A 26,458-nucleotide genomic window follows, 5' to 3' on the forward strand; every position below is an offset into this window, starting at 1 on the left:
CGACCCGCCCGGACGACAAGGGGGAAGACGCTGGTGAACGCCTTACCGAAGCTCGACCACCACACCGAACTCCACGCCGCACCACCGCTGTGGCGCCCCGGGCGCGTACTCGCCCGGCTGCGCGACCACCGGCCGGGTCCCGTCCACATCATCGATCCCTTCAAGGTCCCGGTGACGGAGGCGGTCGAGAAGGCGGCGGAGCTCACGCGGCTGGGCTTCGCCGCCGTCATCCTGGCCAGCACGGACTACGAGTCGTTCGAGTCGCACATGGAACCGTACGTGGCGGCGGTGAAGGCGGTCACGCCGCTGCCGGTCGTCCTGCACTTCCCGCCCCGCCCGGGGGCCGGGTTCCCGGTGGTCCGCGGCGCCGACGCGATGCTGCTGCCCGCGCTCCTGGGCTCCGGCGACGACTACTACGTGTGGAAGAGCTTCCTGGAGACCCTGGCCGCCTGCCCCGGCCGCATACCCCGCGAGGAGTGGCCCGAGCTGATCCTCACCGTCGCCCTCACCTTCGGCGACGACCGGCGCACCGGGGACCTGCTCGGCACCGTGCCGGTGAGCACCACGAGCACCGAGGAGATCGACCGGCACCTCCACGTCACCCGCACCTTCGGCTTCCACATGGTCTACCTGTACTCGCGCAACGACCACGTGCCGCTCGAGGTGGTACGGCACTTCCACAAAGGGCTGGGCCCCGACCAGGTCCTCTTCGTGAGCGGCAACGTCCGCACCGGCCGGCAGGTCGCCGACTACCTCGACAACGGCGCCGACCGGGTGGGATTCGCCGGAGCGCTGGAGCACCCGGACTGGCGGACCACCCTCGCCGAGATCGGCGGGGCACACCCCGCGGCCCCGGCCCGCCCGGGGAGCGGACGGTGACGGCCGCCCCGGTCACGGCCCTGTCCGAGGACTACACGCGGTCCATGCTCGCCGCCGAGGCCGCCAACCGCGACCACGTCACCCGGTGCGTCGCCGAGACCGGGGGGTCGCCGGACCTGGTGGCCCACACCGCCGCCCTCCGCCTGTACCTGCGGGTCCCCCACTTCCTCACCGAGTGGACGACCGACCCGCAGCGGCGGGCCGCGGTCTCCCGCGCACTGGCCCTCGACATCGTCTCCATGAAGCTCCTCGACGACCTGATGGACGACGACACCGGCCTCGACCGGGTCGAACTCGCCTGTGTCTGCCTCCGCCTCCACCTGCGGGCCCTCCACGAACTGGCCTCCCTCGCCCGGCGGCCGGAGGCGGTGACGGACGTCCTGGAGCGGGACGCCGTCTACCTCTGCGGCGGTCAGATAGGCACCAAACGCAGCCGGGCGACGAACCTCCAGGAGTGGCGCGCCCACGCGAGCACCTACGGCGCCGCCTTCCTGGGCCGCTACGGGGCACTCGCGGCCGTCTGCGGCGGGGAGGGCCAACCGGACGACGCCGTGCGGGAGTTCGCGGAGGCCTTCGCGCTGATCATCACCACGGCCGACGACCTGACCGACTACGACCGCAACGGCGAACGGGACGGCAACCTCGCACATCTGATGCGGACCGGAGCGGTGGCCGGCCAGGACGTCGTCGACCACCTGGAGGAACTGCGCGGGCGGGCGCTGGCCGCCGTACAGGTGCCGCCCGGCGCCCCCGGCCTGGTGCAGGTCATCCACCTCTACACGGACGACGTACTGACCCGGCTCGTCCCCCGGCACCTGGGCGGATGACCGACGGCCGGCCGGAGCACCTCCGGCCGGCCGCCCCGCCCGTCCCGGAGCCCGCCGTCAGTGCGCCGCCCCGCCCCGTACCATCAGGTCGTCGAACACGAAGAGGTCGACGTCCGTGTGCGCGAAATCGTCGAGCACGTCCCGGGCGGTGTGCGCGATGGGCCGGCCCGGCCCGTTGAGCGAGGTGTTGATCAGCGCGGGCACGCCGGTCAGCCCCTCGAACGCGTCGAGCAGACCGTACAGCCGGTCCTCGCCGGGGCCCAGGGTCTGGATCCGGCAGGTGCCGTTGACGTGCCGGGCCTCGGGCGCGGTCCCCTCCGGCAGCCGGTACTCGAAGAGCATGTACGGCGACGGCGCCTGCCCCGGGTACAGCGCGGCGAACCGCTCGTCGCGCATCACGGCGCCCAGCGGCCGGTACCACTCGCGCTGCTTCAGCTTCCCGCTCATGCGCTCGCGCATGCCCGGCACCGAGGGAGAGCCCAGCAGCGACCGGTGCCCCAGCGCGCGCGGCCCCAGTTCGGCCGCCCCCTGCGTCAGCGCCACGACGCCGCCCGCGGCCAGCACCCCGGCGACCTCGGACCGGTCGTAGTCGACGGCCCGCAACCCCACGCTCTCCACCGCGTCCAGGACGTCGGCGCGGCTGTCGCCCCCGCCGTTGCGGTAGACGTCGAACGGCTCCGGCGACACACCGGCCACCTGCGAGAGCGCGTAGAGACCGGCTCCCGTCAGGTGCCCCGCGTCCCCGCAGGCGGGCGGGACGGCGATGTCCCGCCCGTACTCCGCCCGCAGCGCCGAGTTGGCCACGATGTTCAGGGCGCAGCCGCCGCCGAGGGCGATCGGACCCGTCCCCGCGTCCGTGCGCGTCACGTGCCGGTCGAGCACCTCCCGGACGGCGCCGGTGAACATCTCCTGGAACGTCGCCACCACGTGCGAGGCCGTCTCGAACCCGGAGTCGAACTCGGGCCGGGCGGCCAGGTCCGCGCGCACCCGCTCGGCGAGCTCCCGGTCGTTCATCACGTCCGGGTCGACCGCCAGCAGCTGTTCGCGGATGCGGGCGTCGGGCTGCCCGTAGCCGCCCAGGGCCATCACCTTGCCGGCCACGCTGGGACTCGGTCCGAAACCGAGGAGGTACCCGATCGCCGTCCACCCGAAGCCGTTGCCGTACCAGGGCAGCGGGTCCTTGTCGACCCACTTCAGAGCCCCGTCCGACACCCGGAACAGGGAACTGCGGGTGAGCTGTCCGCGGCCCTCGTTGACCAGGACGACGGTGCCCTCCTCCCAGCCCGCGTAGTGGGCGGCCAGCGCCGCGTGGGAGACCTCGTGGGTGACCACGACGCATTCCACCCGGCGCCCCAGCATCTCGCAGACGGTCCGGTGATGGAGCGCGCCCGCCGCCGTCCGCTCCAGGGCCCGGTCCATGTCGGGGATGCGCAGCAGCGCGCTGCGCACCGGCGTGCTCACGGCCACCAGGTCGATGCCGTCGACGTCCACGCACTCCTGCGCGAGCACGTGCCGCAGGGCGACGTCGCAGCGGTGGTCGTGCTTGACCCGGGTGAGCCGCTCGGTCTCGACGGCGAAGACCAGCCGACCGTCCTCGAAGTAGGCGACGCCGGTGTCGTGCCCGGCGGAGTGGAGCGAGAGTACCTTCATCAGCCCTCCTGAGGCGTGGACGAGGACGGTTCGGACGCGGCGGACGACGGGGACGACGGGGACGACGGCGTGAGCCTGCGGATGTCCGAGTACGGAGCCCACTCGATGCCGCGCAACGGCCTGCCGCACAGCCCGCGCGCGTACAGCTCGCCCCCGATGCCCGCGAACCACGCGAAGTACAGCCACTTGATGAGCGCCTTCTGCACGCCGTGGCGGGCGCCGTGGGAGGAGTCGAAACCGGTCAGGGGCCACATGCCGCCGAAGAGGACGTGACCGAAGTAGTGACGGACCACGGGCAGCGGCCAGTCGGCGACGTCGACGAGGTGGTTGAGCAGCAGCCTGCGGATCCTGCGGCGGGTCTCACCGGCCGGCCCCGCCACGTAGTAGTGGCACCGGGCGTCCGGGACCAGCCGCAGGCGGGCCAGCGGGTCGGGCAGTGCGGGGTCGAGGAGACGGAAGCACACGTAGCCGTCGTCGGACAGGTACCGTCCCGGCAGCCCGCCGGCCACCACGTCGGTGGCCACCAGGAGGCAGCAGCCGTGGGGGTAGTTCGTCGCCGGCGCGGCGATCGCCTTGGCCCGGGACAGCAGCCGGGAGGTGGCGTACGCGTGGGTGTGCGCGATCTTGGTCGCGCCGACCGCGCCGCGGCACCCCGCCGCCAGGAAGTCCCGCACCAGCCGGGACAGGCAGCCGTCCTCCAGGGCCACGTCGTCGTCGGCCCACCCGACGCCCGCACAGCCGAGGAGCTCGGCGACCGCGATCGCCCCGTTGAGGGTACGGGGCTTGCCCGGCCCGGGCAGCGAGAGACCGCAGACCCGCAGACCGGGAAGCCGGACGCGGGCGTCGTCCAGCAGCACGCGCAGCCGCCGCAGCGACTCCTGCTCCTCACCGGCCGCCGACCACTGCATGCCGACGAACAGCACCAGGGGCACCCGGGGATGGTCCTCGGCCACCGCGGCCGCCTGGTCCAGCAGCGCGCCGAACCACTGCCGCTGCCGCGCCAGGCCGGTCCGGGCGACGTAGGTCGGCACGACCATCGCGATGCCCGGCTGCCCGGCGGGCGTGCGCAGCGCCGCCGCGGCCTCCTCGGCCCGCAGGGTACCGCCCCCCGGCAGACCCGGCAGCACGTGCCGGACCGGGACGTCCCAGGACTCCGGGGGCCGGAAGCCCCGGGCCATCGTGCTGCGCAGGTGGTGCGTCAGGAGCCCCTCGCCTGACGGCCGGCGCCTGCGCCGCCCGAGCGGGCGGTTGAGGGGGACCGGCGGTCCCGGACGGGCCGGCGGGCGCGGGACGGCCGGGGCCGCGGGCTCAGAAGTCACGGTCGGTGTTGGACGTGGACCGGTGCAGGCTGCGCAGGCCGTCCAGGGTGTTGCGCCACTGGCCGGTCACCGCCATGTGCGACAGCAGCGGCCTGATCATCGAACGGCGCATGAAGAAGGACCGGTACGCCCGCTGGGCACGCTCCTGCGCGTCCGGCACCAGGTAGCCGATCCGCGCGTCGAACTCGCCCCGCACGAACCGGTCCCAGTAGTCGGACGGAATCTGGCCGGCGGCCACGGACTCCGTGTGCAGGGGGGTGCCGGGCAGGGGCGTCGCGGTGTAGAAGCTGGCGTAGTCCAGGGGGAGCCGGCAGGCGAGGTCGACGGTCTTGCGGAACTGCTCCCGGGTCTCGCCGAGCCAGCCGACGATGAAGTACCCGAAGCCCTTGATCCCGGCCTCGTGGGCGGAGGTGACCGCCTTCTCGATCTTCTCGATGTTGCTCTCCTTGCGCATCCGCTCGAGGATCTCGGTGTCGCCGTGCTCGATGCCGAACCGCAGGCGCACGCACCCGGCCCCGGCCATCGCCTTCAGCAGCGGTTCGGGCACCAGGTCGACCCGGGTGGGCGCCTCCCAGCGGACCTTGAGGCCCTGCTCCCCGATGAGCGCGCAGATCTCCCGCACCCGGCCGCGGTGCAGGGTGAACACGTCGTCGTAGAACATGATCTCCTTCACCCCCCACCGTTCCTTGAGCTCCGTCATCTCGCCGACGACGTCCTCGGGGCTGCGGTACATGGACTTCTTGTCCACGGCCTGCTTGAAGCAGAAGCTGCACTTGAAGGGGCAGCCGCGGCTGGAGATCATCGTCGCGAACGGCCGCGGGGCCATGATGGAGTAGTAGCTGTCCATCGGGAGCCCGGAGCGTTCGGGCCAGCCGACCTCCTCCAGGTTCACCATGGGCGCGGCACCGCCGTCGTGCTTGCGGGTCACCAGGCCGCGGATGCCCTCCGGGTCCTCGCCGCGCTCCATCGCCTCCGCCAGTTCCGGCATGATCGTGATGCCTTCGCCGACGCCGATGTAGTCGATGCAGTCGTGGACGAGGTTCTCGTGGGCGTACACCTCCGTGTGCGGCCCGCCCAGGATCACCTTGGCCCCCGTGCTCCGGGCCGCCTCGCACGCCTCGACGGCGCCGGGCAGGCCGGGCGTCGTGGTGCTCACCCCGACCAGGTCCGGCTCGAAGTCCGCGAGCAGTTTGCGCAGTCCTTCGCTGTCGAGGCCCAGGGCGGGGGTGTCGACCTGGATGACGTTGTGGAACCCGGCCGACTTCAGCGCGGTGTGGATGTAGCCCAGTCCGAGGTGGGGCAGTACACCGGCCCGCTTCTGGACCCGGGCTATCTGGCGGGTGTTCAGGCACAGGTCGTGGTGGCGTACGAGGGCGATGCGCAGCCTGCGCTTGCGCCACAGCGGCAGCGTCGAACGGGCCGGGGACGCGGCCGTGGTCGAGCAGCCGCCCGAGGCCGCCCCCGTGGCGGGGCCTGTGCTGATCACGGGCAGTGTTTTTCGCATGCGGTGCGCTCCTTCTGTGCCCTGCGGCTGTGGTCGGGTACGGTGCGCGGGTCCGAGGGGTGTGCGGGTGTGCGGTGCCAGGCCGCTAGGACCGGTGGTCGGCCCGCCGGGTGGCGAAGCCCTCCAGTTGCAGCAGGTAGAGCGCCAGGGGCTGGAGCCGGCTGACGCGCTGCGGTGCCCCGGGCCCCCGGCCGGCGGCCAGCAGCCGCTGCAGGAAGCGGTCGGGGCTGCGCCACCACCGTGGTTCCACGGCCACCGCGTGCGCGAGGAACCGCAGCAGGTACGCCAGCCGGTGCGCGACCAGCGGGGGGCCGTGCCGCTGGGGCACCGACGAGGCGAAACCCAGGTCCGCGTGCTCGGGGAAGGCCCGGTGCAGCGCCCGGTCGTGGAACGTGCCGTCGACCAGGAAGCGGCGCGGCACCGCGGCGAGGTGGTCGAAGAGGGCGTGGTCGAGATAGGGGGTGTGCGTCACCAGCCGTCCGTCGCCCAGGGCGAACGGAGCCGCGGAGATGGAGCGGCGGGTCCGGTTCCAGAAGAAGAAGGAACTGAGGGGGCAGGCGCTGTCTGCGTGCCGGGCCAGCTCGGTGACCAGACGCCGCCGGGCCACCTGCCTGCTCCACAGCACGCTCGTGCGCGGACCCAGCAGATGCTCCACGTGGGGGCCGGTACGGCCCGCGTCCAGCAACCGGTCCGCCAGGCCGGGCAGGTCGGTGGAGTCGTAGGGGTGGGCCCGGATGAAGGCGATGCTCGGGTTCTGGGCCAGTTCCCCGCCGCCGAGACCGTCGTAGGAGACGCGGCTGTGGCGCCGCAGGTGGGCCAGGAGCGGCTGGGTCCACGCGCCGTCCAGGGTCGTCATGCCCTGCGCGGGCAACGCGGACAGCTCGGCGCGGAACTGCGCGCGCGGGCGCGGTACCACCGTGTGCGGCAGGCCCAGCCGAGCCGCGAGAACGGCCGCGACGCGGGCGTCGGCCCCCGGATCGGGCGGGAACTTCGAACCGCTCACGCACCGTCGCGGCGGTGTTCCCAGGCGGCACAGTTCGAGCAGGATGTGCCGCGAGTCCCGGCCGCCGCTGAGCGGCAGGTCGTACGGCTCGCCGGGCGCCCGGCGAGCCACCGAGGCGCGGAACAGGTCGACGAAGCCGTCGACCGCCTGTTCCTCGGTCATCGCGGCGGGCCCGGGGCACGGCAGCTTCCCGGACCGGAGCCGCGTCCCGCCGGTGTCCCAGCTGAGCGTGGCCGACGGGGGCAGCGCGCGGATCCCGGCGAAAGCGGTGTCCTCGGCGAGGAAGAACCCCAGCCGCAGGAAGACGGCCAGCGCGTCGTGGTCCAGCTCGACGGGTCCGTCGTCCGGCAGCAGCGCCAGCGGGTCGGGGGAGAGGGCGAGCGAAGCGCCGCCGGACCGGTAGAAGAGGGGGCAGACGCCGTAACGGTCGTTGCGGGCCACCAGGCGTTCGCCGTCCCAGCGCCATCCGGCGAAGACGCCCTCGGCCGGCGGGCCCGGGTCCAGGTGGTCGCCGGTGAGGGGGTGTCCGAGGCGCACCTCCTCGTCGCCCTCCGCGCGCACCCCGCCAGCCCCCGCGACCAGGAGGAGGCGGGGGGCGGGCGCGGTCTCGCGGCGGACGGTCACCGGGCGTCCAGCAACGCCCGGAGGGCGGCTCCGATCCGGTCCGTCACCGCGTCCTGGTCCAGTACGGAGTCGGCGAAGGAGATCGCGGCCTTCTTGTGCCCCTCGATCACCGACGGACGGGACAGCCAGTCGTCCGCCGTGTCGAAGAGCTCCTCGGGCGTGGCACAGGCGCGGCCCAGTCCCTCCTCGTCGATGAGTCCCGGCACCCACTGCTCCATGGGCAGCCCCGATTCGAGCATCAGCACCGGTATGCCGAAGTAGGCCGCCTCGAGGGTGGTGTTGGGGCCGGCCTTCGAGATGAGGAGCCCGTACCTGGACCGGGAGGCACGGCGGATGTAGTCGAAGTACTCGCTCTGGCCGAGGACGCTGTGGAACCGCCAGTGGGGCCGCCCGACCGCCGCGGTGCGCCGGGCCAGCTCGGGGTCGCCGTAACCGACGAAGACGAGGTCGATGCCGGGGTGCCGGTCGGCGAGGCGCCGCACCAGCTCCGGGTACGTGTCCCCGCCCCGGTTGGAGAAGACGATCACCCGGGGCCGGTCCGGGCCCGGGTCGGCGCCCCAGGGGTCCGCGTCGGAGGGGGCGGAGTCGCTGGTCATGAAGTCCTGCAGGTCGTGCTGCGCGACGAGCGGCCCCACCACCCGCACCCGCTCCGGATCACCGCCGGCCGTGGCGAGCAGGTGCTCCTTCGCCCGGGGGAAGCCGACCAGCGTCAGGTCCGGGTAGCGGCTGCGGTGCAGCGGCAGGTGCAGCAGCCCGGGGTTGGTGACGTGGCTGACCACCCGGGTGGACGTCCCGGCCAGCCGGACGGCGGCCACGCACAGCCGCGCCACGAACCCCTTCGTGCCGACCACCACGTCCGGGGCGGTCCGGTGCAGGTGCCGGGTGAGGGGCTCCAGGTCGGCCCGCTGGACGGGCGTGGGGTCGGCCTCGAACCCCTCCGGGAAGCGCGCCTGAAGGCGGTCCATGAGCGCCATGTACCGCTGGTTGCGGACGACCGCGTCGGGGCTCTCCAGGGAGATGGTCCGGATCTCCGCCCCGGCCTCACCGATCCACGGCAGGATCGGCTCCGCCTCCAGGAGGGTCACCTCCGCGTCGATCGCGCTCCGCAGGGCGCGGGAGAAGCGCGTCGCGGCCAGGTAGTTGCCGAACTCGCCCCAGGTGCGGGGGGAGAGCACATGGACGAGCGGTCGGTCGGGGGCAGCCATGGTTCTCCTAGGAGAGGGCCGGGTGAGTGGGGGACTCGGAGGAGCGGGGCCGGACCGTCAGGCTCTCGGCCCAGAGCTGGTAGACCAGGAGGGCCCACAGCTTGCGGGACGTGTCCCGCCGGCCGCCGAGGTGGTCGTCGATCAGCAGGCGCACCGCCCCGGTGTCGAACAGGCCGTCGCGGCGCAGCGACGCCGTGGAGAGGGTGTCCAGGAGCAGGGGCCGCAGCTCCCCGCGGAGCAGAGCGGCCATCGGCGCGCGGAAGCCCAGCTTGGTCCTGCGGACGACGGTGGAGGGGAGCCAGCCGGCGGCGATCCGCCGCAGCAGGTACTTGCCGGTGAACCGGTGCAGCTTCCATCCGGTGGGCAGGGAGTTGGCGTACTCGACCAGGTCCAGGTCGAGGAAGGGCGACCGCAGTTCGAGGGCGCTGCGCATGCCGCCCCGGTCCGTCTTGGTGAGGATCACGTCCCGCAGGAAGTGGGCCGTCACGGCGAGCTGGCTGAGCTGGACCGGGGAGAGACCGGGCTGGTTCCGCAGGAGGCGCGAGACCTCGGCGAACGGGTCGTGCCCGGTCAGCTCGGCCCCGGCCTCGGGAGTGAGTACTCCCGGCAGCTCGCCCGGGGCGAAGGGGGCCGTCGAGAGGTAGAAGCGGTGCTCCGGCGAGGCGCGCAGCCCCTTGGCCAGCAGACCGAGGGCCGCCGCCGCGGGAAGGTTGCCGGAACGGGCCGGCAGCCGGCGCGCGAGCTGCCGGGCGAGAGCCTCCAGCCGGGGGGCCGGCAGGACGCGCAGCAGCAGCTCGATCGCCCGCTCGGCCTGGAAGTAGCGGTAGCCCAGGAGCAGTTCGTCCGCGCCGTCACCGGTGAGGACGCCCCGCACGTGAGCGCGGGCCGCCCGGCAGACCAGGCGCATCGGCAACAGCGAGGGATCGGCCAGCGGCTCGTCCGCGTGGGCCAGTTCGGACTCCACTACGCCCGCCAGGTCGGGGCCGCCGATCCGCACCACGTGGTGCTCGGTGCCGAGATGGCGCGCCACCGTCAGAGCGTGGTCGCTCTCGTCGAAGTCCGGGTCCACGAACCCGGCGCTGAAGGTGGGCACCGGCCGCCCCGGCTGGAGCTGCTGGGCCACCGCGGCCACCGCGCTGGAGTCCAGTCCGCCGCTGAGCAGCACGCCGAGGCGGCGGTCGGTGCTGGTGACGCGGCGGGCGACGGCGGCCCGGAACAGCTCCTCGAACCGCCGCTCGGCCTCCCGCAGTCCGGGACCCCGGCGCGCTTCGGTGCCGGGGGCGAGACGGGGCCGCCAGAACTCGGTCTCCCGCACCTCCCCGCGCACATGGGTGACACAGCTTCCGGGGCGCACCTTGCGCACTCCCCGCACGGCCGAGGCGGGAGCGCAGAACGCCTGGAACACCAGGTAGTCGGCGAGCGCGCCGAGGTCGGGGACGCGCGGTGCGGCGGGGTGCCGCAGCAGGGCGGTGAGTTCGGAGGCGAAGGCGATGCCGTCCGGCACGCGGGTGTAGTAGAGGGGCTTCTTGCCCATCGGGTCGCGGGCCAGCACGGTGGTGCCGGTGCGGGCGTCGTGCAGGGCGAAGGCGAACATGCCCCGCAGCCGGTCGAACATCCGCGTTCCCCGTAACTCGTACAGTTCCACCAGGACCTCGGTGTCGCTGCCGGTGCGCAGGGGGACACCGGCGGCCCGCAGCTCGGCGCGCAGTTCGGCGTGGTTGTAGATCTCGCCGTTGAACACCAGGGCGGTCGCCCCCGACGCGGAGACGAACGGCTGCGTGCCGTGGTCCGGGTCGGTGAAGGTCAGGGCGCAGTGCGCGAGGGTGACACCCCGGTGGTGCAGCCGGCCCGAGCCGTCGGGGCCGCGGTGCGCCACGGCGGCGAGCATGTGCTCGGCCGTGGCCCGCGCGTCCTCCCGCACGGCGCCCGCGTCACTGAATCCGACGAATCCGCACATGCCGGCTACAGCCGTGGCGCGGACGCCGTGGAACCGCCTACCGCGACGGCGTCCCGCGCTTCGCGGGCCAGTGACCGCCGGGTCGACTCGATCTGGGTGACGAGTCCCTCGCGCAGTCCGGTCCGGGCCGTGAAGCCCAGGACCCCGGCCGCCCGCCGGACGTCGGCGGTGGTCGAGCGGACGTCGCCGATGCGGGCCGCACCGTACGAGGTGCACGGGCGCGTTCCGGTCAACTCGGCGGCCATGGACACCACTTCGTTGACCGAGACGGCGCTCCCCGTGCCGATGTTCAGGACCGTGCTGCCCCGGTCCCGGACCGCCGCGGCCAGCACCAGCGCGCGCACCACGTCGGACACGTGGGTGAAGTCGCGGAGCTGGGTCCCGTCGCCGTAGATCTCGACGGGCTCGTTGCGCAGCGTCGAGCGGATCAGGCGGGAGATGAACATGTCCGGACGCTGTCCGGGACCGTAGACGGTGAAGAACCGCAGGGCGCCGACCGACAGTTCGGCGTCGCCCCGGGCGGCGAAGGCCAGGGCCAGCCGCTCCGCGGCGAGCTTGGTGACCCCGTAGGGGGAGAGCGGGCGGGGCAGGTCGTCCTCGCTCATCGGGCCGTCCGCGCCGCCGTACACGCTGGACGACGAGGCGACCACCACGCGTTCCACTCCGGCCTGGACGCAGGCCTCCAGCAGGCGCTGGGTCGCCAGTACGTTGCACTGGAGGTATTCGGGGAATTGGGTCCACGACGGGCGGACCCCGGGTAATGCGGCCAGGTGGAACACCGTCGAGGTGTTTTCCAGGCAGTCCGCCAGGGGGAGTGAGTTCAGGTCTCCGCGTATCGTCCGGAGGGATCCGGAAAGAGCTGGTGACTGCCTCTCCAGGCCATCGGGAAATGGCTTGCGATCCAACGCCACAACGTTTCTGCCGGAACTCCTCAATTCCGTGACGAGATGCGAGCCGATGAAACCGGCCGCACCGGTGACCAGGACGTTGTCGTCCGTCGGGTCCGTTCCGCGTGTGTCGCTCGACACGAATCCCCCTTGTTTCGCTCACATGTGGCTGATCAAGGCGGTGCTTGGGCGGTGCATTCGGTGCACGTACACGCGCGTCTGGTTCCGGATCGACCGGACCGACCGCGCGACCGCTCGGACGCCTGTGGCGCTGTGTGACGTGAAGAGCGCGGCTGACCAGGGTTTTTGGCGTCGGGAAACGCATGTCCGGGTCAAGAGACCTGGGGAGTCTAACAGCACGCGTCAATCACGAGCAATAGCGCGCTTCAGTCCCTGGGCGGGAGGGAGGCGAAATCGGCATTCCCGTGTCATTCACAAGGAGGCGTACGGACTTTATGCTGGCCGTTCGCCGCCGGGCGAATGGGGGAGGGACACGTTGGCAGGCAGTCCGTTACGGCACCTCTCCGTGCTCGTCCGCTACCTGCGCGGCGAGCGGACCGCCATGACGTTGCTCGCCCTGCTCGTCCCCTCCGGGATCGCCCTGCAGCTCGTGGCGCCCTACCTGCTGCGCGCGTTCGTCGACGGGACGCTCTCGGGCGACTCCGGCGACGCGCTGACGGGCCTCGCCGCCTGGTCCCTGGCCGCCGCCCTGGGCGTGCTCGTGGTCACCACGGGCACCGAGGCGCTGTCCTCGCGGGTGGCCTGGCGCAGCACCGACCGGCTCCGTGCGGACCTGGTCGCACACTGCCTGAGCCGGCCGCCGGACTTCTACCGCAGACATCCCCCCGGCGAACTCGTCGAACGGATGGACGGCGACGTCACCCGGCTCGCCGCGGTGATGTCGGCGCTGCTGCTGGAACTGCTGGCGCAGGCGCTGCTGATCGTCGGCATCCTCGTCGCCCTGTTCCGGCTGGAGTGGCGGCTCGCCCTGGTCCTCGCCCCGTTCGCGGCCGGCACCCTGCTGCTGCTGCGGACCCTGGTGGGCCGCGCCATGCCCTTCGTCACCGCACGGCAGCGGGTGGCGGCGGACCTCCAGGGCTTCCTCGAGGAGCGCCTCGCGGCGGCGGAGGACCTGCGCGCCAACGGGGCCTCGCGGTACACGCTGCGAGAACTCGACCGGCACCAGGACGACTTGTACCGCAGGGCCCGCGAGGCCGCCCGTGCCTCGGCCCGCTGGCCCGCCACCGTGCAGGGCCTGTCCGCCGCCAGTGTCGTCCTCGCCCTGGCGGCCAGCGCCTGGCTGCACTCCCGCGGCCAGCTCTCCACCGGGACGGCCTTCGCCGCCCTGTCCTACGCCATGCTGCTGCGCCGCCCCCTGCTCGCGGTCACCACCCGCTTCCGCGACCTGGAGGACGCCGCCGCGAGCGTCCAGCGGCTGAGGGACCTGCTGGGCCACGAGACGGCGCCCCGCACGGGGGAACGGGCCCTGCCGGCCGGGCGGCCCGGCGTCCGCTTCGACCGGGTCTCCTTCTCCTACGAGCCCGACGAGCCGGTGCTGCGGGACGTCTCCTTCACCCTGCGCCCCGGTGAACGTCTCGGCGTGGTGGGGCGTACCGGAAGCGGCAAGTCCACCGTGGTGCGGCTGCTGTTCGGGCTCCATCGGCCGGTGACGGGCACGGTGTCGGCCGGAGGCCTGGACGTGACCGAGCTCGATCCCCGGGCGCTGCGCGGCCGGGTCGCGCTGGTCACGCAGGAGGTGCACGTCTTCCACGCCGCACTGCGCGACAACCTCACCTTCTTCGACCGCACCGTCCCCGACGACCGGCTGTACGCCGCGCTGGGCGAGGCGGGACTCGGCCCCTGGCTGCGCACCCTGCCCGACGGCCTGGACACGCTGCTCGGCGCCGGCGCCCGTGGCATGTCCGCGGGCGAGGAGCAACAGCTCGCGCTGGCCAGGGTGTTCCTGCGCGATCCGGGGCTGGTCCTGATGGACGAGCCGACGGCCCGGCTGGACCCGTACAGCGAGCGGCTTCTGGTGCCCGCGCTGGAGCGGCTCCTCGACGGCAGGACCGCCGTCGTGGTCGAGCACCGCCCGCACCTGCTGCGCAACGCCGACCGGATCCTGGTACTGGAGGACGGCAAGGTCGTCGAGGAGGGGGAGCGGACCGCCCTCGCCGCCGACCCCTCGTCGCACTTCCACGGACTCCTCCGCACCGCGGGGACCGCCCGGTGAGGGACGGGGACGGACGGTGAGCCGGCCGCGGCCCGTGGAACGGGCGGACGACGCAGGGGGACCGGCGGGGCGGGACGCGGGGCGGGAACGGACGGGGCCCGCGGCCGGGTACGTGGAGCGGCGGTCCGTTCTGGGGCGGCTCGTGGACGTGCTGCGCGGGTCCGCCCGTGCCTACTGGACCCTCACCGGGCTCTGGATCCTCCTGCGGCTGGGCACGCTCGCGGTGGGGCTGCTGTTCCAGCGGCTCTTCGACGCCCTCGGCGCGGACGGCGGCGTATGGCTGGTCATCGCGCTGGTGGCCGGGATCGAGGCGGGACGCCTGTTCCTCCAGTTCGGCGTGATGGTCAACAGGCTGGAGCCGCAGGTCCAGTACGCCACCACGGCCCGGCTGCGGAACGCCCTGCTCGGCTCGGCTCTGCGCGGACCGGAGGTGACCGCCCGCACCACGCCCGGCGAGTCCCTGCGCACGGTGGGCGAGGACGTCGACGAGACGGGCTTCTTCGTCGCCTGGGCACCGACCAACCTCGCCCACTGGCTGTTCGTCGCCGCGTCGGTCACGGTGATGATGCGCGTCGACGCCGTGGTCACCGGCGCCCTCCTCGCCCTCCTCGTCCTGCTGACGCTGGTCACCGCGCTGACCCACAGCCGGTTCCTGCGCTACCGGCGCGCCACCCGGGCCGCCTCCGGCGAGGTGGCGGGGGCCCTGCGGGAGATGGTGGGCGCCGTCGGCGCGGTGCAGGCCGCCGCCGCCGAACCGCAGGTCGCCGCACACGTCGTCCGGCTGAACGCCGCCCGTGCCCGAGCCGCGGTGCGGGAGGAGCTGTACGCCGTCGTCCAGCGCACGGTGATCGGCAACGCGGCGCCGATCGGGGTCGCCGTGGTGCTCCTGCTGGTCGCGGGCCGGATGGACGAGGGGGCCTTCGGCGTCGGCGACCTCGCCCTGTTCGCCTTCTACCTGCAGATCCTGACCGAGGCCCTCGGTTCGATCGGCATGCTGTCCGTACGGCTGCAGCGAGTCTCCGTGGCGCTCGGACGGGTCGCCGGCTTCCTCGGCGGCCGGCTGCGGTGGTCCCTGGAGCGGGCCGGCCGGCCCCCCGCGCCGGAAGAGGAGGGGAAGGCCACCGGTCGGGCCGCCGCCGCACCGGACGGCGACCCGCGACCCGTCCCGCCCCCGCGGACACCGGCCCCACGGAGCCTCCCCCCACGGGATCCGCCTCCACGGGATCCGCCTCCACGGGATCAGCCCCTGCGGGAACTGACCGTCCGCGGCCTCACGGCCCGCCACCCCGGCGCACCGCACGGCGTAGCCGACGTGGACCTGGTGGTGGAGCGGCACACCGTCACCGTGGTCACCGGCCGCGTCGGATCCGGCAAGAGCACCCTCGTCCGGGCCGTGCTCGGACTGCTCCCGCACGACCGGGGCACCCTCCTGTGGAACGGTGAACCCGTCGCCGATCCGGCGTCGTTCCTGGTCGCACCCCGCTGCGGATACACACCGCAGGTCCCGCGGCTGTTCAGCGGAACGGTCCGGGAGAACGTCCTGCTGGGCCGGGACGACGCGGTCTTCGACGAGGCCGTTCGCCTCGCCGTGATGGAGCCCGACCTCGCGACGATGCAGGACGGACCGGACACCGTGGTGGGCCCGCGCGGCCTGCGCCTGTCGGGCGGGCAGGTGCAGCGCGCCGCCATCGCCCGCATGCTGGCGGGCGGCCCCGAACTCCTGGTGCTGGACGACGTCTCCAGCGCCCTGGACCCGGAGACCGAGCGCCTGCTGTGGGAGAGGCTGCTGGACGGGACGTGCACCGTGCTCGCGGTCTCCCACCGGCCGGCGCTGCTGCGCGCGGCCGACCGCGTGGTGGTGCTCGTGGACGGGCGGGTGGAGGCGTCGGGCACCTTCGACGAGGTCATGACGGCCTCTACGGAGATGGGCAGGATCTGGACCGGAACGGGGCGGGGAGACGGAACCGGGGACACCGGGCCCGCTCCGCCCGGGCGGTGACGCCCGCGGGACCTCAGCGCCGCCGAGCCGCCCCCAGCTCGGACCAGATGCCGTCCAGGGCGTCCACGAACCGGTGGATCTCGTCGGGCTCGTGCACCGCCGAGGGCGCGACCCGCAGGATCTCCTCGCCCACCGGGACGCTGGGCGCGTCGATGGCCTGGACGTACGCGCCGTGCCGCTCCAGCAGCAGTGACGACATCCGCCGGCACGACCGGTCCTCGCCGACCAGGACGGGGACGATGTGGGACTCGTCCGACAGTACGGGGATGCCGCGCTCACGCAGCAGACCGTGCATCAGCTCGGCGTTCCGCGCCAGCCGCTCCCGCTCCACGTCCGAGCCGCGCAGATGCCGCACCGCGGCGAGCGCGCCCGCCGCGACCGCGGGCGGCAGCGCCGTCGTGAAGATGAAGGAACGGGCGTGGGCCCGTACCGCGTCCATGAGCACGGCCGGCCCCGCGACGTAGCCGCCCGTCATGCCGAAGGCCTTGGCGAGGGTCCCCATCACCACCGTGAACTCGGAGTCGAGACCGGCACGGGCCGCGATGCCCGCACCCTCCGGCCCGTACATGCCGACCGCGTGCACCTCGTCGAGGAACGTGACGGCTCCGTACCGCTTGGCCAGGCCGGCGATCTCCGCCAGGGGCGCGATGTCGCCCCGCATCGAGTGCACGGACTCCAGGACGACCAGTTTCGGCCGGTCCGGACCGGCCGCGGCCAGCAACTCCTCCAGGTGCTGTCCGTCGTTGTGTCGGAATATGTGCTTGCGGGCACCGCTGTGTCGTAATCCGTCGATGATGGACGCGTGGTTCGCCGAATCCGAGAACGCCTGGCAGTCGTCGATGACACCCGCGAGCACCGACAGCGATCCCTCGTTGGCCGAATATCCCGAGGCGAAGAGAACGGCGTCCTCCTTACCGTGCAGGTCGGCCAACTCGCGCTCCAGGGCCACATGGCAGTGGTTCGTGCCGCCGATGTTCCGGGAACCGCCTGATCCGCCGCCGTATTCGTCCACGGCACGCTTCATCGCGTCCAGCACATCCGGATGCTGCCCCATACCCAGGTAGTCGTTGCTGCACCAGACGGAGATCTCGCCATCCGAGGTGCTCGCCGCGGGGAACCGGCCCGCCTTGCGGCCCAGTTCGAGAAATTCCCGCTTCCGGTTACCGGTCCGGTGGGCGAGGTGCGCGAAGAAGTCCAGGTACTGGGACGTGTCCAAGATCCGCTCCTTTTCCGCTTCCCGACGGGTCGGGCTCATCCTAGGAGCCACCGCGGGACTTGCACAGAAGACGTTTCCCGGTGCCGTACGACCGATGATCGCCGTTCACCGGAAAACGAAGCGGAATTGTGGCGATTACTCACGGAAATGCGACGCTTTCGGCGGCCACGATCCTTTCGCCGACCACGATCCTTTCGGACTCCGCAGACCGGCGGGCCTGTTGGTGAACAACTCACCGCGGCCCTCGCGGCCGTGGGGAGGCGAGCCGGCGTCGGCCGCGCCGTGTGCGCGACGTCCCGGGTCCTCAGATCACGCAGCCCACGTGCGCCAGCGCCTGCTTCAGCAGCACCCCGTGGCCGCCCGGCATCTCGCTCTGCACCGCCTCGGACAGGGCCTCCTGCGGGCTGAACCAGACCAGGTCCAGCGCGTCCTGCCGGGGCCGGCAGTCACCGGTCACCGGTACGACGTAGGCGAGGGAGACCGCGTGCTGACGGGGGTCGTGGTACGGCGTGACACCGTGCGTCGGGAAGTACTCGGCCACCGTGAAGGGCTGGAGCGAGGACGGCACCCGGGGCAGCGCCACCGGGCCGAGGTCCTTCTCCAGGTGGCGCAGCAGGGCGTCGCGGACCCGCTCGTGGTGCAGCACCCGGCCGGAGACCAGGGTCCGGCTGACCGTGCCGTCGGGTCCGATGCGCAGGAGCAGGCCCACGCTGGTGACTTCGCCGCTGTCGTCGACGCGCACGGGCACGGCCTCGACGTACAGGATCGGCATGCGGGCGCGCGCCATCTCGAGTTCGTCGGTCGTCAGCCAGCCCGGCGTGGTTTCGGTCATGTCAGACATCGCTTGATCATACTTTCAGCGTCTCGTGCTTCCTGGGCGCCGCTCCGGGACGGGACTGTGACCGTCCCCACGCCGCTCAGCCGTCGTCCGGGGGACCGCCGGGCAGCCCGTACACCCGGCGTGCGTTGTCGCGGCCCGTCCACCGCGCGATGCGCAGCGCGTCCGGCAGGGCGAGTTCGTCGGCGTCCACCCGCTCCTGCAGCAGCCCGGCGAGCCCCTGCCGGAAGGACAGCGCCCCGAGGTGGTGGAACTCGGCCACCCCGTAGGCGTCGGAGCTGTACAGCAGCTTGCGGAAGGGCGTGATCTCCAGCGCCTCCGCCAGGATCGCCCCCGCCCGGGCGGGGCCGACGTGGTGCAGGGTGAGGCCCACGTCGAGGTACACCCGCTCGAAGACCGCCGACAGGTACGCCGCCTGCCGCTGGTAGGGCCAGCAGTGCAGCAGCAGGACCGGCACCGTCCCGGCGGTCAGGTGCAGCCAGTCGGTCAGGTGGGCGGGGTCGACGCGGTGCATGCGGATGTCGCCGTCGCCGAACCCGGTGTGCAGCTGCAGCGGCCGTCCCAGGTCGACGGCGGTCCACAGCAGGTGCCGTACGAGCACCGGGTCGTCGAGCCGGCCCCCGCGCGCCAGCCATGCCCGGGCCGCCCGCGTCACCTCCTCGGCCGACGGGCGGGCCGGGTCGAGGTCGAAGCCGGTGCGGTAGGCGGCCACCGACTTCACCCCCACCACGCCCGGCCGCCGCACCGCCTCCCACGCGGCCGTGCGGAACGCCTCCGCGTACGCGTCCGGCTCCACGCCCCCGGCCGCCACCGCCTCCGCGACGCCCTCCAGCCGGACGACCTCGTACGCCGTCGCGCCCGCCGCCCCGGCCAGGCCGGCCGGCGTGGTCACGCGGTGCGGGGCGTACCCGGTGTCCACGCAGAACACGCCCGTGCCCGCGGCGCGCAGGAACCGCCGGTTCACCTCGGCGGCGCCCAGCTCGGACCGCCGGGCCAGGTACGCGTCCGGCGGTGCGTGGCGCGGCAGGTCCAGCAGGGGCGCGCAGTGCCGGCGGACGGCGAGACCGACGGGGCTGTCGAAGGGGGAGACACCGGGCCACGCCTCGCCCTCGGTGAGGAGGGACTCGAAGCCCGCCCGGTCCAGGTCGTCGGTGACGGCGCCGTGGCAGTGGTGGTCGACCAGCTCCAGGGCGGCGAGGGTCTCGTGGACGGGGCCCGCGGTCACGTCAGTACACCCAGCGGTAGGCCGCGGCCACCTGGTCGTCGTCCAGCCCGTCGGCCGCCGCGATCTCGCCCCGCCGCACCGCGGTCACCGCGTCGGCCAGGACCGGCCCCAGCGCGCTCCGGAGCACGTCGTCCGCGTCGAACGCCTCGACCGACTCCGCGAGCGAGAGCGGCAGCCGGCGCACCCCCCGGGCCGCCGCCTCGGCCGCGTCGAACCGTGCCGGGTCGCCGGTGATCTCCTCGGGCAGGGACGCGGACGAGGCCATGCCGTCCAGTCCGGCGGCGATCGCGCAGGCGAGCGCGAGGTACGGGTTGGCGGCCAGGTCGACCGGCTTGAGCTCCAGGTTCGCCGCCTGGTCGCGCACTCCGGCCGTGCCGGTGACCACGCGCAGGGCGGCCTCGCGGGTCTCCCGGCCCCAGGCGGTGAACACCCCGGCCCACTGCGACGGCCTGAGCCGCAGACGGCTGGCCGGGCTCGGCGCGGTCACCGCGGTGAGCCCGGGGAGGTGGGCGAGCACCCCGGCGACCAGCGACTCGGCCTCGGCCGTCATGCCGTACCTGCCCGTACCGCCCGCGTGCAGGTTCCTCCCGTCCCGCCAGGCCGAGAGGTGGAGGTGCCCGCCGTTGCCGACGCCCCGCGCCGACACCGCGGGGGAGAAGGAGACCCGCATCCCGTGCCGCCGGGCCACCGCCCGGATCGTCTGGCGCACCAGGACACTGCGGTCGGCCGCCGCCACCGGGTCGAGCGCGCCCACCGAGACCTCGAACTGCCCCGCCGCGTACTCGGGATGGAACTGCTCCACGTCCACGTCCTGCGCCGCCAGGGCGGCCAGCAGATCGGCGGCGCAGTCGCTCAGCTCCACCTGCCGGGTCGCCCCGTACGCCGGCCCCGACACCGCGGGCACGAAGGCGTCGCCGGGCGCGTCGCCCCGGCCGAGGACCCACTCGATCTCGACGGCGGCCCTGAACGAGACCCCGTGCCGCTCGGCGGCCTCCGCCACCGTCCGGCGCAGGACGGTCCGCCCGCACGCCGGATGCGGCTCGCCCTCCTGCGTGATCCGGTCCACCGGCGCCCACGCCCAGCCGGGCTGCGCCGCGAGGACGGTCAGCCGGTCGAGGTCGGGGTAGAGGCGCAGGTCGCCGTCCGGGGAGCCCAGGACGTCCGTGGAGACGATCGCGTCGTTCGCGAGGAAGGTGTCGAACACCGGTGACATCCCGACGCCCCAGGCCGCGGCCGCGGCGAGCTTCGCGGCGGGCACGGTCTTCACCCTGCCGATCCCGGCGGTGTCGACGTACGCCAGGACGACGCCGTGGACGCCCTGCCGGGACAGCTCACCGCTCAGCGAGGCGGCCCGCTCGACGTCACCGGGACGTCCGCCGGGGACGGGGTCGGCAAGCGTGGTCATACGTCCTCCCTGACGGGACGGGATGCGGTGCCCACCGGGCTTCGCGCGTGCGCCGCCCGTCGCGGACCATTGTGCCGCCCGGACGATCACGGTGTCCCGGGATTCGGCGAGGGCGCGCACGACGCCGCCCCGCGCCCGGGGACGCGGGGCGGACGCTGCGCGTCGCGGTCAGTCGAGCTCGCCGGGCTGCGGGGAGGGGGTCTTGCCCGCCAGGACGGTCTTCAGCCGTTCGGTGCCCTGCCGCGTGGCCTGCTGCACGGAGTCGCTCTCGCCGCCGCTCAGGCCGCCGCCGGTGACCGCGACCGCGTTGATGCCGACGCGCACGGCGGCGACGTCCAGGGTGAGGGTCGCGGGGGTGCCGTCGGTGCTGCCCTGCACCGTCACGTGCAGGCCCGCACGGGCGTCGCCCACGTCCTTCGGCACCGAGGCCTCGGTCACCTGCACCGTCCGCTCGTCGCCCGAGTCGTCGGTCGCGGTGAACTGGTCGCAGGTCTGCGGCAGCTCGTTCATCCACTTCAGGGAGGTGTCCAGCTGGGTGCGGTCGTAGGCGGCGACCTGCTCCAGCAGACGGGAGTCGCCCTGCTCGAAACCGGTGAGCGCCGACGCCCCGGACGGCTTGCCCAGCAGATCGCCGGAGTAGAGCCGGTCGAGCAGCTGCTGGCACTCCGCGGCGTCGGCCCGGGCGGAGAGGAAGTCGGACACGTCGACCTTGCCGACGAGCAGGCTGTCGTGCCACTTGTCCGCGTCCTGCACCTGGTTCCAGTCGTCCTCCACGTCCGCCTCCGTGATCAGCGCGGCCTTCGCGCCGGACTCGGTGAGAGCCGAGGAGGAGGCCGAGGGGGAGGCCGTGGCGGAGCCGGTCGGCGAACCGGTGGGCGCCTGCCGCACCGCGTCCCGCTCGGCGGCGGGCGACACGGACCCGGCGGCTTCCCCGGCGGTGTCCGACGCGCCGCCGTCGTCCGAGCAGGCCGCCGTGGTCAGCAGCGCGCCCGCCGCGAGCGCCGAGGCGAGGAGACGGACGGGGTGGGACGGACGACGGCTCATCGCGGTTGCCTCCTGGAGGACGTGGCACGGTGTCCTCAGGGCACCACCGCGGCGGTGGGGTCACCAGCCGCACGGGGCCGTCCGGGTGACGACGCGGCCCCCGGCGGACGGGGCCCGGCCCGCGCCGGGACGCCGTCGAAGTACGGTCCGCGAACCGGCCGTTGGGGCCGTGCGCATTCGGCGCCGCGGATGCGGGGCGCCCTTCAGCCGGAGACCGGCCTCCTCGGCGTCCGCCCGCGTGCGGCGACGGGTTCCCGTACGACGCGCCCGTCGTGGTCCGCCCCTACGGCTTCAGGGGGTCGTGGCCGAGCGTCATCAGGCGGTGCCTGAGCCGGGTGTCGTCGGCCTGGGGCTCGTTCTCCAGTTCCGTCTGCGAGGTCACGGTGTCCACGACCTTGCGCATGGCGCGCAGGTCGTCCTCGGTCAGGTCCGTGCGCCGTTTCTGCAGGATCGCCAGGACGTGCCGGCCGAGTGGCGGGCCGGCGTCGTCCGGCAGGGGTTCGGTCAGCTCGCCGGAGTCCCGTACCCGGAGCCAGTCCGCGAGTTCGGCGGACGTCATGTTCACCACGCGGTGGAAGTCCTCCCACAGCGCGTCGAGCTCGAGGGCGTCGGCCATGGTGCCCCTCTTTCGTCGTGCTTTCTCGTGCGGATGCGCCCGGGTGCGAGGCGGCGGTCGCACGGCGCTCGCGCCGTTCCCCGCCGCCGGGCCCCTGGTCGCACGGAACGGAGCGAGGTGCCCTTCCCGCAGGTGCCTCCCCGCGCGCCCGGGACCCGCCCGTTTCCGGGGCCTCCCTCGCGCGGGCGGCGCGGCGCCACCGCTCCACGGGGGCGCGGGTGCCCGTGGGACACCGGGGCAAACGCCCCCGGCCGCTCAGCGGGCGAGCACGCCGTCCAGGAAGCACGTGACGTCCGCGAACACCTCCGCCCGGTTCGTCTCGTTGAAGACCTCGTGCCGGGCGCCCGGGTAGATCCGCTCGGTGAGGTCGCCGCCGCTGAGCTGCTCGACGCCGACGCGGCTGCCGGGCAGCGGCACCAGCCGGTCGTCGTCGCCGTGCACCCACAGCACCGGGAGCCGGCCGACGTCGCCGCCCTTCGCGACGGTCTCCAGCGTCCGGACGAAGGCCTCCAGCGTCGGCCGCTTCATCGGGCCGTGCCACACCAGCGGGTCCGCCGCGTACGCCGCGCCGACCGACGGGTCCCGGGAGAGCGAGGACGGACTGATCGGGGTGTCGGGGATCTCCTCCAGGGCGAGCAGGCGGCGCGGCAGCTCCCAGTCGCCGATGACCGGGCCGGACAGCACCAGCGCGGCCGGCACCTCGGGGTGACGCTGCACGTAGCGGGAGGCGATCAGGCCGCCCATGGAGTGGCCGATCACGACGACGGGCAGACCGGGGTGGGCGGCCCGGGCCAGTTCCGCCACGGCGTGCACGTCCGTGACCACGTCCTCGAAGTCCTCGATCAGCACCCGCTCGCCGTCCGACGCGCCGTGCCCCATGTGGTCGGGACCGTAGACGGCCGCGCCGTGCGCCGTCAGGACGCCGGCCACCTCCTCGTAGCGGCCGGAGTGCTCCCCGTAGCCGTGGATCAGCAGCACCGCGTACCGGGGCCGCTCGGCGGACCACTCGCGGACGGTGATCCGTCCCCGGGTTCCGGACAGGACGTGCTCGCGGGCCTCGGCCATGTCTCCTCCAGCTGCGTCGGCGCGGGTCGTCCGGAGGATCTTCCCAGGGAGGCGGACGGAGGTCTATAGTCCAAAACTAGCAGTGCTAATTTCAACTGCGGGAATGAAGGAAGAAGACTCGCGGAGGCCGGCCGGCGGCACACCGTCCGGCGGCCGAGCGACGACGGTCAGGAGTCACCCCGTGCGTCCCGTCCACTTCGCGGCCGCCCGCCGCACCCCGATCGGCAAGCTGCGCGGCGCTCTGTCCGCCGTGCGGCCCGACGACCTCGCCGCCACCGTGATCCGCGGCCTGGTCGCCGACGTGCCCGCGCTCGACCCCGCCCGCATCGACGACGTGTACTGGGGCGCCGCCAACCAGGCCGGCGAGGACAACCGCAACGTCGCCCGCATGGCCGCCCTCCTCGCGGGCCTGCCCGAGACCGTGCCCGGCGCCACGGTGAACCGGCTGTGCGCCTCCGGCCTCGAGGCCGTCACCACCGCCGCCCGCACCATCGCCGCGGGCGAGGCCGACGTCGTGCTCGCGGGCGGCTCGGAGTCGATGAGCCGCGCCCCCTTCGTCCTGCCCCGCCCCGACGAGGCCCTGCCGCACCGCATCGAGACCGCCGACACCCGGCTCGGCTGGCGCCTGGTCAACCCGGCGATGAAGGACCTGCACGGCCTGCTGGCCATGGGCGAGACGGCGGAGGAGGTCGCCGCGCGGTACGACGTGTCGCGCGAACGGCAGGACGAGTTCGCCCTGCGCAGCCACCGCCTGGCCGCCGAGGCCCGCAAGAACGGCCACTTCGACGCCGAGCTGCTGCCCGTCGAGCGGCCCGACGGCGTGGTCGTCGACGCCGACGAGTGCGTCCGCGAGGACACCTCCGTCGAGAAGCTGGCCCGCCTCAAGCCCGTCTTCCGCGCCGGCGGCACGGTCACCGCGGGCAACGCCTCCCCGATGAACGACGGCGCCGCCGGTCTCCTGCTGGTCAGCGAGGAGGCGCTGGACGACCTGGGGCTGGAGTCCCTCGGCCGCTACGTGGCCGGCGGCTCGGCCGGCGTCCACCCGGACGTCATGGGCATCGGCCCGGTCCCCGCCACCCGCAAGGTCCTCGCCCGCGCCGGCTGGAGCATCGACGACATCGCGGAGGCCGAGTTCAACGAGGCGTTCGCCGCCCAGGCCCTCGCCTGCGTCGACCAGCTCGGCATCGACCCCGACCTGGTCAACCCCACCGGCGGCGCCATCGCGCTGGGGCACCCGCTCGGCTGCTCCGGCGCCCGCATCCTCACCACCCTGCTCCACCGCATGCGGCGCACCGGCGCCGCCCGCGGGCTGGCCACCATGTGCGTCGGTGTGGGGCAGGGCAGCGCGGTGCTGGTCGAACGGTCCTAGGCCCTGCCGCACGCAGCCCCCCACCCGACCCCACTGCAGAGCCGCAGCAAGGAAACGGAGCAACACCCCATGGCAACCCTCTCCGTCGCCGCCGTCCTCGCCGAGAACGCCCGGCGCCGCCCCGACAAGGAGGCGCTGGTCGAGGGCGACCTGCGGCTGACCTTCGCCGAGGTGTGGCAGCGGGCCCGCGCCCAGGCGGGGGCCCTGGTGGACCTGGGCGTCCGGCCGGGGGACCGGGTCGCCCTGATGGCGCCGAACACCGCCGACTTCCCGCAGGCGTACTACGCGATCGCCGCGGCCGGCGCCGTCGTCGTCCCGGTCCACCTGCTGCTGTCCCCGGCGGAGGTGGGGCACGTCCTCACCGACAGCGGCGCCGTCCTGCTGCTGGTGCACCCGGCGCAGGCGGAGACGGGAGCGGCCGCCGCGCGGGAGGCCGGGGTGCGGGTCGTCGTCCTGGGCGACGAACTCGGCAAGCTCGCCGCGGACGCCGAACCACTGCCCTCGTACGTGACGCGTGACGCCGACGACCCGGCCGTCGTCTTCTACACCAGCGGCACCACCGGCGTGCCCAAGGGCGCCGTGCTCAGCCACTTCAACCTGGTGATGAACGCGACCGTCAACGCCTTCGACGCCAACGACATCCGCCCCGACGACATCGCGCTGGGCGCGCTGCCGCTGTTCCACGCCTTCGGCCAGACCGTCTCCCTCAACTCCACCTGGCGGGCCGGCGCCACCCTCGTGCTGCTGCCCCGCTTCGACGCGGCGCGCGCGATCGAACTGATGGTGAAGGAGAAGGTCAACACCTTCCACGGCGTGCCCACCATGTTCGTCGCCCTCGCCGCCGCGGCGGCCGAGGCCGGCGCGCTGCCCGATCTGCGGGTGTGCGTCTCCGGCGGCGCCTCGCTGCCGGTCGCCGTGCTGGAACGCTTCGAGGCGGCCTTCGGCGCCAGGATCTACGAAGGGTACGGGCTGTCCGAGACCTCGCCCGCGGCGGCCGTCAACCAGCCGGTGTTCGGCACGAAGCCGGGCACCATCGGCCACCCGCTGTGGGGCGTGGACGTCGAGATCGCCCGCGCCGAGACCGAGGACCGCGTCGAACTGCTGCCGCCCGGCGAGCTCGGCGAGGTCGTCGTACGCGGCCACAACGTCTTCTCCGGCTACCTCGGCCGCCCCGAGGCCACCGCCGAGGCGCTCGTCGACGGCTGGTTCCGCACCGGGGACCTCGGCACCAAGGACGACGAGGGCTTCCTGCGGATCGTCGACCGGAAGAAGGACGTCGTCATCCGCGGCGGCTACAACGTCTACCCGCGCGAGGTCGAGGAGGTCCTGATGCGCCACCCCGACGTCGCCCAGGTCGCCGTCATCGGCCTGCCGGACGAGCTGCACGGCGAGGAGGTGTGCGCCGTGGTCGTCCCCGCGCCGGGCACGACGCCGGACGGCGCCGGGATCACCGAGTGGTCCAAGCAGCACCTCGGCAGGTACAAGTACCCGCGCCGCGTGGAGTTCACGGACGCGCTGCCGCTGGGCCCGAGCATGAAGGTGCTGAAGCGGGAACTGCGGGCGCGGTACGCCGGGTGACGGTGACCGTCCGAC

20 protein-coding genes are annotated in these 26,458 nt (G+C 73.7%); 6 read left to right on the forward strand and 14 right to left on the reverse strand.

Annotated elements, in window-relative coordinates:
• Nucleotides 1-33: 33 nt before the first annotated feature.
• Together JHAT_RS12735 and JHAT_RS12740 are read left to right on the forward strand one after the other, a co-directional pair.
• Nucleotides 34-879 (forward strand): geranylgeranylglyceryl/heptaprenylglyceryl phosphate synthase, encoded by an 846-nt coding sequence (locus tag JHAT_RS12735; RefSeq protein WP_077798235.1) that lies wholly within the window; start codon nucleotides 34-36, stop codon nucleotides 877-879.
• Complete coding sequence (locus tag JHAT_RS12740; protein ID WP_077798236.1) at nucleotides 876-1,706, forward strand: Moenomycin biosynthesis protein MoeN5; 831 nt, start codon at nucleotides 876-878, stop codon at nucleotides 1,704-1,706. The genes JHAT_RS12735 and JHAT_RS12740 overlap by 4 nt, the downstream gene beginning before the upstream one ends.
• Nucleotides 1,707-1,763: 57 nt before the next feature.
• Here JHAT_RS12740 and JHAT_RS12745 read toward each other — a convergent pair whose 3' ends face one another.
• The 7 genes from JHAT_RS12745 to JHAT_RS12775 form a co-directional block, all read right to left on the reverse strand.
• Complete coding sequence (locus JHAT_RS12745; RefSeq protein ID WP_077798237.1) at nucleotides 1,764-3,356, reverse strand: carbamoyltransferase C-terminal domain-containing protein; 1,593 nt, start codon at nucleotides 3,354-3,356, stop codon at nucleotides 1,764-1,766.
• The gene (locus JHAT_RS12750; protein ID WP_077798238.1) at nucleotides 3,356-4,675 is read right to left on the reverse strand and encodes a hypothetical protein; all 1,320 of its coding nucleotides are present in this window, start codon (nucleotides 4,673-4,675) and stop codon (nucleotides 3,356-3,358) included. Before JHAT_RS12750 ends, JHAT_RS12745 begins: the two co-directional genes overlap by 1 nt.
• Entirely contained in the window at nucleotides 4,665-6,179 is a 1,515-nt protein-coding gene (locus JHAT_RS12755; RefSeq protein WP_077798239.1) for a B12-binding domain-containing radical SAM protein, read from the reverse strand. The genes JHAT_RS12750 and JHAT_RS12755 overlap by 11 nt, the downstream gene beginning before the upstream one ends.
• A gap of 85 nt (nucleotides 6,180-6,264) precedes the next feature.
• Nucleotides 6,265-7,806 (reverse strand): asparagine synthase-related protein, encoded by a 1,542-nt coding sequence (locus JHAT_RS33865; protein ID WP_107481915.1) that lies wholly within the window; start codon nucleotides 7,804-7,806, stop codon nucleotides 6,265-6,267.
• Nucleotides 7,803-9,011: a Moenomycin biosynthesis protein MoeGT1 gene (locus tag JHAT_RS12765; protein ID WP_077798241.1), complete on the reverse strand. Its 1,209-nt coding sequence runs from the start codon at nucleotides 9,009-9,011 to the stop codon at nucleotides 7,803-7,805. The genes JHAT_RS33865 and JHAT_RS12765 overlap by 4 nt, the downstream gene beginning before the upstream one ends.
• Nucleotides 9,012-9,018: 7 nt before the next feature.
• A complete protein-coding gene (gene asnB / locus JHAT_RS12770) occupies nucleotides 9,019-10,968 on the reverse strand; it encodes an asparagine synthase (glutamine-hydrolyzing) (RefSeq protein WP_077798242.1) in 1,950 nt (649 codons plus the stop codon).
• Nucleotides 10,969-10,973: 5 nt separating this feature from the next.
• Nucleotides 10,974-11,996: an NAD-dependent epimerase/dehydratase family protein gene (locus JHAT_RS12775; RefSeq protein ID WP_253195476.1), complete on the reverse strand. Its 1,023-nt coding sequence runs from the start codon at nucleotides 11,994-11,996 to the stop codon at nucleotides 10,974-10,976.
• Nucleotides 11,997-12,351: 355 nt separating this feature from the next.
• On the opposite strand from JHAT_RS12775, the gene JHAT_RS12780 reads away from it, so the two are divergent.
• On the forward strand, nucleotides 12,352-14,088 hold the full coding sequence (locus JHAT_RS12780; protein WP_077798243.1) for an ABC transporter ATP-binding protein: 1,737 nt from the start codon (nucleotides 12,352-12,354) through the stop codon (nucleotides 14,086-14,088).
• Nucleotides 14,089-14,104: 16 nt separating this feature from the next.
• Nucleotides 14,105-16,087 (forward strand): ABC transporter ATP-binding protein, encoded by a 1,983-nt coding sequence (locus JHAT_RS12785; RefSeq protein ID WP_253195477.1) that lies wholly within the window; start codon nucleotides 14,105-14,107, stop codon nucleotides 16,085-16,087.
• Nucleotides 16,088-16,100: 13 nt separating this feature from the next.
• Here JHAT_RS12785 and hemA read toward each other — a convergent pair whose 3' ends face one another.
• The 7 genes from hemA to JHAT_RS12820 form a co-directional block, all read right to left on the reverse strand.
• Nucleotides 16,101-17,303 (reverse strand): 5-aminolevulinate synthase, encoded by a 1,203-nt coding sequence (gene hemA, locus JHAT_RS12790; RefSeq protein WP_077798245.1) that lies wholly within the window; start codon nucleotides 17,301-17,303, stop codon nucleotides 16,101-16,103.
• A gap of 304 nt (nucleotides 17,304-17,607) precedes the next feature.
• Nucleotides 17,608-18,135: an NUDIX hydrolase family protein gene (locus JHAT_RS12795; protein WP_171990877.1), complete on the reverse strand. Its 528-nt coding sequence runs from the start codon at nucleotides 18,133-18,135 to the stop codon at nucleotides 17,608-17,610.
• An 85-nt stretch (nucleotides 18,136-18,220) separates the two neighbouring features.
• The gene (locus JHAT_RS12800; RefSeq protein ID WP_077798247.1) at nucleotides 18,221-19,366 is read right to left on the reverse strand and encodes an amidohydrolase family protein; all 1,146 of its coding nucleotides are present in this window, start codon (nucleotides 19,364-19,366) and stop codon (nucleotides 18,221-18,223) included.
• A gap of 1 nt (nucleotide 19,367) precedes the next feature.
• On the reverse strand, nucleotides 19,368-20,771 hold the full coding sequence (locus tag JHAT_RS12805) for a glutamine synthetase family protein (protein WP_077798248.1): 1,404 nt from the start codon (nucleotides 20,769-20,771) through the stop codon (nucleotides 19,368-19,370).
• A 168-nt stretch (nucleotides 20,772-20,939) separates the two neighbouring features.
• Nucleotides 20,940-21,815, reverse strand: coding sequence for a hypothetical protein (locus JHAT_RS12810; protein ID WP_077798249.1), 876 nt, complete (start codon nucleotides 21,813-21,815; stop codon nucleotides 20,940-20,942).
• Between the two features lie 283 nt (nucleotides 21,816-22,098).
• Nucleotides 22,099-22,431: a DUF3140 domain-containing protein gene (locus tag JHAT_RS12815; protein ID WP_077798250.1), complete on the reverse strand. Its 333-nt coding sequence runs from the start codon at nucleotides 22,429-22,431 to the stop codon at nucleotides 22,099-22,101.
• A 255-nt stretch (nucleotides 22,432-22,686) separates the two neighbouring features.
• Nucleotides 22,687-23,496, reverse strand: a complete 810-nt coding sequence (locus JHAT_RS12820) for an alpha/beta hydrolase (protein WP_077798251.1) — start codon at nucleotides 23,494-23,496, stop codon at nucleotides 22,687-22,689.
• A 181-nt stretch (nucleotides 23,497-23,677) separates the two neighbouring features.
• Between JHAT_RS12820 and JHAT_RS12825 the strand changes: the two genes are divergently transcribed.
• Both JHAT_RS12825 and JHAT_RS12830 read left to right on the forward strand, forming a co-directional pair.
• Entirely contained in the window at nucleotides 23,678-24,865 is a 1,188-nt protein-coding gene (locus JHAT_RS12825; RefSeq protein ID WP_077798252.1) for a thiolase family protein, read from the forward strand.
• Nucleotides 24,866-24,934: 69 nt separating this feature from the next.
• Nucleotides 24,935-26,443 (forward strand): long-chain fatty acid--CoA ligase, encoded by a 1,509-nt coding sequence (locus JHAT_RS12830; RefSeq protein WP_077798253.1) that lies wholly within the window; start codon nucleotides 24,935-24,937, stop codon nucleotides 26,441-26,443.
• The last annotated feature ends 15 nt before the right edge of the window (nucleotides 26,444-26,458 follow it).

The organism is Streptomyces sp. JHA26 (assembly GCF_002005565.1).
In the GTDB taxonomy this organism is placed as follows: Bacteria; Actinomycetota; Actinomycetes; order Streptomycetales; family Streptomycetaceae; genus Streptomyces.

Excerpts from the sequence above, each read along its gene's own strand:
- JHAT_RS12755 (WP_077798239.1), bottom strand. The coding sequence starts at position 6,179 with ATGCGAAAAACACTGCCCGTGATCAGCACAGGCCCCGCCACGGGGGCG.
- JHAT_RS12805 (WP_077798248.1), bottom strand. The coding sequence starts at position 20,771 with ATGACCACGCTTGCCGACCCCGTCCCCGGCGGACGTCCCGGTGACGTC.
- JHAT_RS12765 (WP_077798241.1), bottom strand. The coding sequence starts at position 9,011 with ATGGCTGCCCCCGACCGACCGCTCGTCCATGTGCTCTCCCCCCGCACC.
- asnB (WP_077798242.1), bottom strand. The coding sequence starts at position 10,968 with ATGTGCGGATTCGTCGGATTCAGTGACGCGGGCGCCGTGCGGGAGGAC.
- JHAT_RS12745 (WP_077798237.1), bottom strand. The coding sequence starts at position 3,356 with ATGAAGGTACTCTCGCTCCACTCCGCCGGGCACGACACCGGCGTCGCC.
- JHAT_RS12795 (WP_171990877.1), bottom strand. The coding sequence starts at position 18,135 with ATGACCGAAACCACGCCGGGCTGGCTGACGACCGACGAACTCGAGATG.
- JHAT_RS12810 (WP_077798249.1), bottom strand. The coding sequence starts at position 21,815 with ATGAGCCGTCGTCCGTCCCACCCCGTCCGTCTCCTCGCCTCGGCGCTC.
- JHAT_RS12820 (WP_077798251.1), bottom strand. The coding sequence starts at position 23,496 with ATGGCCGAGGCCCGCGAGCACGTCCTGTCCGGAACCCGGGGACGGATC.
- JHAT_RS12815 (WP_077798250.1), bottom strand. The coding sequence starts at position 22,431 with ATGGCCGACGCCCTCGAGCTCGACGCGCTGTGGGAGGACTTCCACCGC.
- JHAT_RS12830 (WP_077798253.1), top strand. The coding sequence starts at position 24,935 with ATGGCAACCCTCTCCGTCGCCGCCGTCCTCGCCGAGAACGCCCGGCGC.